The organism is Micromonospora sp. NPDC049580 (genome assembly GCF_040675595.1).
GTDB lineage: Bacteria > Actinomycetota > Actinomycetes > Mycobacteriales > Micromonosporaceae > Micromonospora.
The window spans coordinates 1-9587 of the sequence record NZ_JBFAPG010000224.1; the positions used below are offsets into that span (position 1 = coordinate 1).

6 protein-coding genes are annotated in these 9587 nt (G+C 70.4%); 3 read left to right on the forward strand and 3 right to left on the reverse strand.

Translation table 11 applies throughout. The features are described from left to right. Positions 1-81: 81 nt before the first annotated feature. Both AB0J68_RS18595 and AB0J68_RS18600 read right to left on the reverse strand, forming a co-directional pair. Positions 82-2019 (reverse strand): hypothetical protein, encoded by a 1938-nt coding sequence (locus AB0J68_RS18595; RefSeq protein WP_363939593.1) that lies wholly within the window; start codon positions 2017-2019, stop codon positions 82-84. 294 nt (positions 2020-2313) lie between these two features. Next, positions 2314-3795 (reverse strand): aminopeptidase P family protein, encoded by a 1482-nt coding sequence (locus tag AB0J68_RS18600; protein ID WP_363939595.1) that lies wholly within the window; start codon positions 3793-3795, stop codon positions 2314-2316. A 133-nt stretch (positions 3796-3928) separates the two neighbouring features. Between AB0J68_RS18600 and asnB the strand changes: the two genes are divergently transcribed. After that, on the forward strand, positions 3929-5890 hold the full coding sequence (asnB, locus tag AB0J68_RS18605; RefSeq protein WP_363939596.1) for an asparagine synthase (glutamine-hydrolyzing): 1962 nt from the start codon (positions 3929-3931) through the stop codon (positions 5888-5890). Between the two features lie 87 nt (positions 5891-5977). On the opposite strand, the gene AB0J68_RS18610 is transcribed toward asnB, so the two are convergent. After that, on the reverse strand, positions 5978-7132 hold the full coding sequence (locus AB0J68_RS18610) for a lytic polysaccharide monooxygenase (protein ID WP_355067134.1): 1155 nt from the start codon (positions 7130-7132) through the stop codon (positions 5978-5980). 488 nt (positions 7133-7620) lie between these two features. Here AB0J68_RS18610 and AB0J68_RS18615 point away from each other — a divergent pair, with 488 nt between their 5' ends. Together AB0J68_RS18615 and AB0J68_RS18620 are read left to right on the forward strand one after the other, a co-directional pair. Next, entirely contained in the window at positions 7621-8772 is a 1152-nt protein-coding gene (locus tag AB0J68_RS18615) for an XdhC family protein (protein ID WP_355139360.1), read from the forward strand. Positions 8773-8919: 147 nt separating this feature from the next. After that, positions 8920-9587: PfkB family carbohydrate kinase (locus AB0J68_RS18620; RefSeq protein ID WP_363939598.1), on the forward strand; the 668-nt coding region annotated here is incomplete at its 3' end.

The following is a 9587-nucleotide window of genomic DNA, read 5'->3' on the forward strand; positions in this document are numbered from 1 at the left end:
TCCTGCTCATCCGTCCCACTGGTAACACCGGCCCCTCTTTCCGCCACACGGCGGAAAGGGACTCCCGCGATCATGCGCTGGTCAGTTGAAGCAGTCCTTGACGGTGCCGGCGCAGTTGGTGGGGTCGTTGTTGGTGATGGTCGACTTTTCGTCGAGGCGGACCTTGCCGTTGTTGTTGAGGATGCCGCCGGCGACTCGGTGTGTCTTGGAGGAGTCGGTGGCGGTGTTCTTGGTGACGCGGGTCTTGGTCAGGGTGACTGTGCCCTTGTTGTTGAAGATGCCGCCGCCGTTGAGGGCGGTGTTGGCCTTGATTTCGGTGTCCCGCAGGGTGAGGCGGGCGTTGTCGTCCTTGTTGTCCTTGTTGTCGGGCTCCTCGAAGCCTTCCTTGAGCTTGACGTCGGGGTCGCCGTTGAAGATGCCGCCGCCGAAGCGTCCGGCGGTGTTCTCGACGATCTCGCTGTCGGCGATGGTGGCGGTGGCTTCCTGCTCCTTTTGGTCCTTCTTGTCGTCGCTGGAGGAGGGGCCTTCCTTCTTCTTTTCTTCGCCGCCGGTGTTGACGACGCCGCCGCCGTCCTTGCTGGCGTGGTTCTTGGCGACGATGACCTTCTCGAGGTCGAGGTTGGTGTTGCGGGCGTAGATGCCGCCGCCGCTTTCGCAGGCGGTGTTCTTCGTGATGCTCGACAGGACGATCTTGACGAAGCCGCTGGAGCTGAACACGCCGCCGCCGTTGCCGTTGGCCGTGTTGCCGTCGATGGAGGTCTTGAAGATCTCCACGCTGCCGGCCTCGTCGCGGCCCTGCACGCCTGGCCAGTAGTCGTTGTTCTTGTCCTTGTCCTTGCCGTGTTCTTCCTTCTTGCCGCGGCCGTTGGCGATGCCGCCGCCGTTGTCACCGGCGGTGTTGTTGGTGATGCGGGACTCGTGATCCCGCTCGTGGGAGAACTCGTTCTTGCCGTCGTTCTTGTCGTCGTTCTTGCCGTCGGCCTTGCCGTCGGCGGACCCGCCCTGGCCGTGGGAGGACCAGTCCTTGTCGTCGGAGGACCCCTTGACCTTGAGTACGCCGACGTTGAAGATGCCGCCGCCGTTCTCCCGGGCGTGGTTGTTCTCGACCTCGCTGTCGTCGAGGTCGACCCGGCCGAAGTTGGCGATGGCGCCGCCGTTGCCTTCGGCGTTGTTGCGGGTCAGTTCGACCTTCTCCAGGTGGGCGCTGCCGCCGCGCTCGACCAGCAGCGCACCGCCGTCGGCATCGCCGTCCTTCTTCATCGGCGGCGCGGGCTTCTCCGGGGCCGCCGAAGGAACGTCGGCAGCCTGCGGCACGTCCGCAGCCTGCGGCGCGTCGGCAACCTGCGGGCCGCCGGGGCCCTGCGGCGCGCCGTACTTGAACTCGGCGGCGTTGCCGTCCTTGACGGTGAGGTCCTTCAGGGTCAGGTCGCCGCCGTCGGCGACCCGGAAGATCCGGAACGCGTCCTCGGAGTCCCGCTTGATCGTCGCGTCGTTGCCCTTGATCGTGATCTCCTGCCGGATCGTCGGCAGACCCGTACCGGACTTCTTGTCGGAGAAGCTCAACTCGTAGGTGCAGTGCGGGGCCAGCTTCAACGTGCCGCCCTGGTCCCGGTTCGCCAGATCGATCGCCTCGATCAGCTTCTCATCGTCACAAGGCACCTCCCGCACCCTGCCGTGCTCATCCCGGTCCTCGCCACGCCCGTCCCGGTCCTTGCCACGCTCATCCCGGTCCTTGCCACGCTCATCCCGGTCCTTGCCACGCTCATCCCGGTCCTTACCGTCGTCCTGGCCTTCGGCCTGGCCGGCGTCGCTGACGTTCTGCTTCGGCGCCGCCTGCGAGTCGCTGGCCCGCTGTGCGTCGTCGGGCTTGTGGTCACGGGCAGCCAGCCCGCCCAGTGCCGCCAGACCGACGACGCCGGTCAGGCCGGCCACGCCGGTGGCGACCCACAGCTTGCGTCGCCTAGTCGACGGCGCGGCCGCTGGGGCCCCGCCGTCGGGAGTCGTTACGTCGTTGGACATCAGAGCCTTCCGCCCTTTCCTGCTACCAGACGGGCTCGTACCACTTGAGCGGCACGAGCAGCTACAAATGGGTTGCAGCCTGTTATCCACACCGTATGAGAAGGATCCTCGCGAGGCAGACTTATCCGAAAAAAGCCCGCATTCGCCTCACGTCGGTCGGGTGGGTACACCGGGGCGCAGGGCGTGAAGAAAGGCCCTGGGCAGCGCAAACAGCGACGGGCCCCGCCACCGGTGTCAGGACGACGGAAAACGTCGCTGGCACCGGGGGCGGGGCCCGCCGGGGGTCGTACCGGGTCAGCCGGGCAGGCGCGGACCCGCCTCGCGCTGCTCGGCCAGCCAGGTCTCCACCTCGTCGGAGCGGCGCGGCAGGCCGGCCGAGAGGTTCACCGCGCCGGTAGCGGTGACCAGGATGTCGTCCTCGATCCGCACGCCGGTGCCGCGCAGCTCCTCGGGGACCAGCTCGTCCTCCGGCTGGAAGTACAGCCCCGGCTCGACGGTCAGCACATAGCCCTCGCCGAGCACGCCGTCGCGGTAGTGCTCCTTGCGGGCGTTGGCGCAGTCGTGCACGTCGATGCCGAGCATGTGGCTGGTGCCGTGCAGCGTCCACCGGCGGTAGACCGTCGAGGCCGGGTCCATCGCCTCGTCCACGCTCACCGGGAGCAGCCCGAGGTCCTTGAGCGCCTCGGCGAGGACCCGCATGGCGGTCAGGTGGACGTCCTTGAACGCCACGCCGGGCTTGATGATGTCGATGCCGGCCTGCTGCGCGGCGTACACGGCGTCGTAGACCTGGCGCTGCAATGGGGTGAACCGGCCGTCGACCGGCAACACCCGGGTGACGTCGGCGGTGTAGAGGTTGTGCCCCTCGACGCCCATGTCCATCAGCAGCAGGTCACCGGGACGGGTGGTGCCGTGGTTGTGCACCCAGTGCAGGATCGTGGCGTGCTCGCCGGCGCCGACGATCGAGCCGTACCCGACGTCGTTGCCGTCGTGGCGGGCGCGCAGCGCGAAGATCCCCTCCAGCAGTCGCTCCGAGACGGCGCGGTCGGCGGGGAGGATCCGGGCCACGTCCTCGAAGCCGCGCACCGTGGCGTCGACGGCGTCCTGAAGCTGGCCGATCTCCCACTCGTCCTTGACCAGCTTCTGCTCCGAGATGGCGATCGCGAGCTCCCGGTCGCGGGGCGGCTGCCCCTCGGCGCGGACCCCGTCGTACGGGCGGACGGCCGCGTCGACCTGGGCGTCGAACCCGCGCAGCACCCGGGTGCGACCGGGTGCCAGGTCGGCCAGCGCCGCCTCCAGGCCGCTCAGGTCGGCGGTGGGCATGCCCAGCTCGGTGGACTTCTCGCCGAGGGTGTGTCGCCGGCCGACCCACAGCTCGCCGTGCCGGCTGCGGAAGAACTCGTCGGTCTCCCGGGACGAGCGGGGCCGCATGAACAGCGTCGCGTCGTGCCCCGAGCCGTTCGGGCGCAGCACCAGCACGCTGTCCGGGTCGTGGTCGCCGGTCAGGTAGGCGAAGTCGCTGCCCGGCCGGAACGGGTAGGTGGTGTCGTTGGCGCGGACCTTCTCGCCGCCGGTCGGGATGACCAGTGTCTCGCCGGGGAACGCCGCCGAGAGCGCGGCGCGGCGCTTGGCGTAGTTGGGTGCCTCGGGACGGGGCATGACCGGGAGTTCGGTGTCCCGCCAGCCCTGCCGCATGAAGGACAGGAACGCCTCCGGAAAGTCCGGATCGTGCGATTCCGTGCCGTCTGTCGGCGTACCGTCGGTGCGTTCCTCGGTCATTGCGCCGCTCCCTCCGCGTCGTTGCTGGTCCCGACGGTACCGCGTGCCCGGTTCGTGTTGGTGGCGGCCGGGAGCGCTCCGGATCGACGGACGGCTGCGACGGGCCGACGGACCGCGTGGAAAGATGACCACCATGTGCGGACTCCTGGCCTTCTTCAGCGCGAACGGCAACGCCGCCGCGCACCGCGACCACATCGCCGGAGCATTGGAATGCCTGCACCACCGCGGCCCCGACGAGACAGGGGTCGAGGTGGTCGGCGACGCCTCCGGCCGGTACGCGGACGGCGTGTTCGCCCACAAGCGGCTCGCCATTATCGACGTCGCGTCGAGTCACGAGCCGCTGCCCTACGCGAACGGCCGTTATCTGCTCACCTTCAACGGTGAGATCTACAACTACATCGAGCTGCGCGACGAGCTCGTCCGGAACTTCGGCGCGCAGTTCGCGACCGCCGGTGACGGCGAGGTGATCGTCGCCGGCTACCACCACTGGGGCGAGCAGGTGCTCACCCGCCTGCGTGGCATGTTCGCCTTCGTCATCTGGGACCGGCAGGAACGGCGCGCGTTCGGCGCCCGCGACTACTTCGGCATCAAGCCGCTGCACTACCTGGAGACCGCCGACGGCCTCTACCTGGCGTCGGAGAAGAAGGCGCTGCTGCCGTTCGCGCACAGCAACTACCAGGGCGACGCGGGTGTCGACGCGGCCAACCTGAGCCACTACCTGACGCTGCAGTACGTTCCCGAGCCCGGCACCCTGCACAAGGGCATCAGCCGCATCGGCTCGGGGGAGTACCTGACCTGGTCCCCGGGCGGGCGGATCGACGTACGCCGGTGGTACCGGCCGGTGTTCCGGCCCGCGCCGGTCGACGATGAGCAGAAGCTCTACCACGAGATCCGCGAGACGCTGCGCGAGAGCGTACGCATGCACATGCGCTCCGACGTGCCGGTCGGGTCGTTCCTGTCCAGCGGCATCGACTCGACAGCGGTCGTCGCGCTGGCCCGCGAGTTCAACCCGAACATCCTCACCTTCACCGTCGGCTACGACGTGCCGGGATATTCGGAGATCGACGTCGCGCAGGAGTCGGCCCGGCACCTGGACGTCACCACCATCCCCACCAAGATCGGTCCGCAGGACATGATCGACGCGCTGCCGAAGATCGTCTGGCACCTCGACGACCCGGTGGCGGACCCGGCGCTGGTGCCGCTCTACTTCGTGGCGAAGAAGGCCGCCGAGCACGTCACGGTGGTGCTCTCCGGAGAGGGGGCCGACGAGTTCTTCGGCGGTTACACGATCTACCGGGAGCCGCTGTCGCTCGGCACCGTCAACGGCCTGCCCGGCGGCGTGCAGAAGGGCCTGCGGGCGGTCTCCAAGGCGATCCCGCAGGGGGTCAAGGGCAAGAGCTTCCTGGAGCGCGGCACCACCCCGATCGAGGAGCGCTACTACGGCAACGCCCGGATGTTCACCGAGGAGGAGAAGCAGCACCTGCTGCGCCGCTACGACCCCTCGGTGCGCTACACGGACGTGACCGCGCCGATCTACGCCGAGTGCACCGAGCTGGACGACGTCACCAAGATGCAGTACGTCGACCTCTACACCTGGCTGCGCGGCGACATCCTGGTCAAGGCCGACCGGATCTCGATGTCGCACTCGCTGGAGGTGCGGGTGCCGTTCCTCGACCGCGAGGTGTTCGACGTCGCGGCGAAGATCCCGGTGGATCTCAAGCTGCCGCCGCGCTCCGACGCCACCAAGTACGCGATGCGTCAGGCGTTGCAGGGTGTCGTGCCGCCGGCGATCGTCAACCGTAAGAAGCTGGGCTTCCCGACGCCCACCCGGGTCTGGCTGCGCGGCGAGATGTACGAGTGGGCCCGGCACGTGCTGAGCACCTCGGGCGCGGGTGACCTGCTCGACCTGTCGTACGCGCTGCGGCTGCTCGACGAGCACAAGCGGGAGGAGGCCGACCACTCCCGCAAGGTGTGGACGGTGCTGATCTTCTGCATCTGGCACGCCATCTTCGTGGCCAAGACGCTCGACCCGGGCATCCAGCGCAACCAGTCGGCTCTGCTGACGAAGCCGGTGGTCGGCTCCATGGTCCGCTGATCCAGCGACCCCACCCTGTCGATCAAGAGGTTTGCGTCACCCGAGTGACTCCGGGTGACGCAAACCTCTTGATCATTTCAGGGAACGTCAGCGGCGCGCGCAGGTCACCGTCGGGATGCCGTTCGTTCCTGTGCTGCTGGCCAGGAAGCCGAACGTGGTCGTGCCCTCGGGTGCGACCGTGCCGTTGTACGAGACGTTCGTCGCCGTCACCGAGGCGCCGGACGTCGTCTGAGTGGCGCTCCAGATCTGATTGATCACCTGCCCGTTGGGCCAGGTCCAGCTCGCGGTCCAGCCGGCGAACGGCGTACTGCCGTGGTTCATGATCGTGACTTCGCCCTGGAAACCGCCCTGCCAGGCGCTGGTCACCTTGTAGACGGCCATGCAGTCACCGGTCGACGGCGGCGGCGTGGTCGGCGGCGGGGTGGTCGGCGGCCGCGTCGTGGGCGGAGGCGTGGTCGGCGGCGGGGTGGTCGGCGGCGGCGTGGTGGGCGGAGCCGTGGTCGGCGGCGGGGTGGTGGGCGGGTTCGAGCCGCCCGGACCCACACCGGTCACCTGGCCGGTGCCGCCGTCGAAGGCCACGTCGGAGCAGCCGAAGAAGTTCTCCTGCGAGTCCGAGCGCACCCAGCGGGAGTAGATGATGTGCCGGCCGCTCTTGCCCGACGGCAGGTTGCCGCTGAAGTAGTAGTGACCGTCATTGGTGCCGACGCCGCCGCGCTGCGGCGGGTTGGTCACCGTCAGGAACGGCTGCTCCTCCAGGTCACTCCAGGCCAGCGCCCGGGTCGGGCTCCAGCTGTCCTTGGTGACGTAGAAGTAGAAGGTGCCCGGGTGGTGCGCCCAGTTGCTGTACCGGAAGTCCAGTCGCGCGCCGGAGGTCAGGTGGGTCAGCGGCCAGTCGGTGCGGGGCAGGTCGTAGCCCCGGTAGCCGGTGTTGCCACCACTGCACAGCTGCCCGTCCGGAATGAAGCCGGTGGTGCGACCACCGGCGTCCGAGCGCAGCACGCTGAACCAGTTGTAGAGCGAGTTCGTCCCGCTCTGCGCCACCGCGGCGGCGCACGCGGGGTTGTTCGGCTTGATCTCGCCGGTCTGGCTGAGGCCGTCCTGCCAGCAGAGGTAGGTCCGGGCGCCCGGCGTCATCGCCGCGCCGTGCGCGGCGGCCGGTTGCGGACTGGACGCCAGGGCTACGGCGCCCAGCGCGAGGGTAAGGGCCGCGGTGAGCAACGCGGCCGTACGGGAACGGTTCACGGGTTCTCCTGACTCGCGAGGCGTGCCGCCCGAGCCGCCCCGCCGCAATCGGGTGGGGTTGTGGTGTCGTCGCAGCGCCGTGCGGGCGGTTGCGGCGATCACAGTGACGTGCCCCGGCCGAAGAGCGGCCAGCGGACACACGCCATCAACGGTCCTGTCCTGGACCGGTGCCCTCGCGTCGAACCAACCCGGCAACCGGCGGCGCGGCAGCCCTCGCACCGCCCGGTACGCGTCATCCCACCACGCGACCGTCGTCGGCGCAATAGTCGATCCTCGATGTGTGAAAACGCGGGTGACGCGGCCCGTCGTGCCGTCGTCGGCTCACCCGTCTCCGGATCGGATCGGCGGGATCTCTCCTATAGTGATGGTCTGCATCCCCACGGCGACGACGGCCGTCCGGGCAGATCTCCCGCGTCGGGGCGGCGCACCTCGCCCTGTCGGTCGTACGGCGGGACCGGACGGCGACGAGACGAAGGAGGCGGCAGCGCGTGTCCGACGTGTTCGACGACCTGCACCGCCGCTGCCGCGCCGGCGAGCCGGTCGCCCTGGCCACCGTCGTCGCCACCTGGCGATCGGCGCCCCAGCCGCCCGGCGCCGCCATGCTCGTGGCCGCCGACGGCACGGTCACCGGCAGCGTCTCCGGCGGCTGCGTCGAGGCCGACCTCTACGAGCGCGCCCGCCACGTGCTCGACACCGGCGTACCCGAGCTGGTCCACTACGGCGTCAGCGACGACGAGGCGTACGCCGTGGGCCTGACCTGCGGCGGGATGCTGGACGTGTTCGTGGAGCGGATCGACGGCGGCGCCCTCGCGCAGTTGGACGCGGTCGCCGCCGCGCGACGGGCCGGCGAACCGGCCGCGGTCATCACCTGCGTGGCCGCCGACGCCGGCGACCCCCCGGGCGCGGCCCCGACCGACCCGGCGGGGCGACTGGGCCGACGGCTGGTGCTGACCGGTGGGCAGGTGACCGGCTCGCTCGGCGACGACCGGCTGGACGACGCCGCGACCGACGACGCGCTCGGACTGCTCGCCGCCGGGCACAGCGGCGTGCTCCGGTACGGCTACCACGGGCAGCGCCGGGGCGCCGGCCTCAGCCTCTTCGTGGCCGCGTACGCCACCGCGCCCCGGATGATCGTCTTCGGGGCGATCGACTTCGCGGCCGCGGTGGCCCGGATCGGCGCGTTCCTCGGCTACCAGGTGACCGTCTGCGACGCCCGGGCCGTCTTCGCCACCGGGCGGCGCTTCCCGGACGCGCACGAGGTGGTGGTGCAGTGGCCGCACCGCTACCTGCGGGCCGAGGTCGACGCCGGCCGGGTCGACGCGCGCACCGTCGTCTGCGTACTCACCCACGACCCGAAGTTCGACGTGCCGCTGCTGGCGCTGGCCCTGCGCCAACCGCTGGCGTACGTCGGCGCGATGGGGTCGCGGCGTACCCACGACGAGCGGCACAAGCTGCTGCGCGAGGCCGGGCTCAGCCCGGAGCAGCTCGACCGGCTCGCCTCACCGATCGGGCTGGACCTCGGCGGTCGTACGCCCGAGGAGACCGCGGTGAGCGTCGCCGCGCAGATCGTCGCCGCCCGCTGGGGCGGCAGCGGCCGGCCCCTGTCCGCGCTCGACGGGCCGATCCACCACCCGGGCTGACGCCGCACCGGTACCGCGTCTTCGCCGCCCAGCAGGGCGTCCGTTGTGCCAGCCTGGTGCCAGCGGACCATGTCCGCCCGATCGTTCCCTCGGCGGGCCGGCGTGCGGCACGCCGGGACGCTGCCGGCTGACGACGAAGGGACTTCGATGGGGTACGCGGTGGTGTTCGGCGAGGCGCTCGTCGACCTGCTCGACACCGAGCGCGACGGGGAACGGGTCTACCGGCAGGCGATCGGCGGTGGGCCGCTCAACGTCGCCGTCGGGGTGACCCGGCTCGGCGGTGCGGCGCAGTTCGTCGGCTCGCTCGGCGACGACGTGCTGGGCGGGCGGATTCGCGGCTTCCTGACCGATGTCGGCGTCGGTCTCGCCGGTGCGGTCACGGTGCCGGCGTCGACCGCGCTCGCGGTGGTCACGTACGACGGGCCGGAACCCGACTTCCGCTTCTACGGCGAGCCGCCCTCCTACAGCCTGCTCGGCGCCGACGAGCTGGACCTGGCGCTGCTGGAGGGCGCGGACGTGCTCTACTGCGGCTCGGTCGTGCTGGTGCAACCGCGCACCCTGGCCGCCGCGCGCCGGGCCTGGTCGCTCGCCGCCGGGCTGCGCGTCTTCGACCCGAACGTACGCCCCCACCTGCTCGACGGGCCGGCCGCGCTGGAGGGGCTGCGCGAGGTGGTGGCCGAGTTCGCCGCGGGCGCGCACCTGGTCAAGCTGAGCACCGCCGACGCCGCGCTGCTCTACCCGCGCGAGCCGGTCGAGGGGGTGGCCGCGTACCTGCGTGAGCTGGGCGCGGCCACGGTGGTGGTGACGCTCGGTGC

Excerpts from the sequence above, each read along its gene's own strand:
- asnB (WP_363939596.1), top strand. The coding sequence starts at position 3,929 with ATGTGCGGACTCCTGGCCTTCTTCAGCGCGAACGGCAACGCCGCCGCG.
- AB0J68_RS18595 (WP_363939593.1), bottom strand. The coding sequence starts at position 2,019 with ATGTCCAACGACGTAACGACTCCCGACGGCGGGGCCCCAGCGGCCGCG.
- AB0J68_RS18600 (WP_363939595.1), bottom strand. The coding sequence starts at position 3,795 with ATGACCGAGGAACGCACCGACGGTACGCCGACAGACGGCACGGAATCG.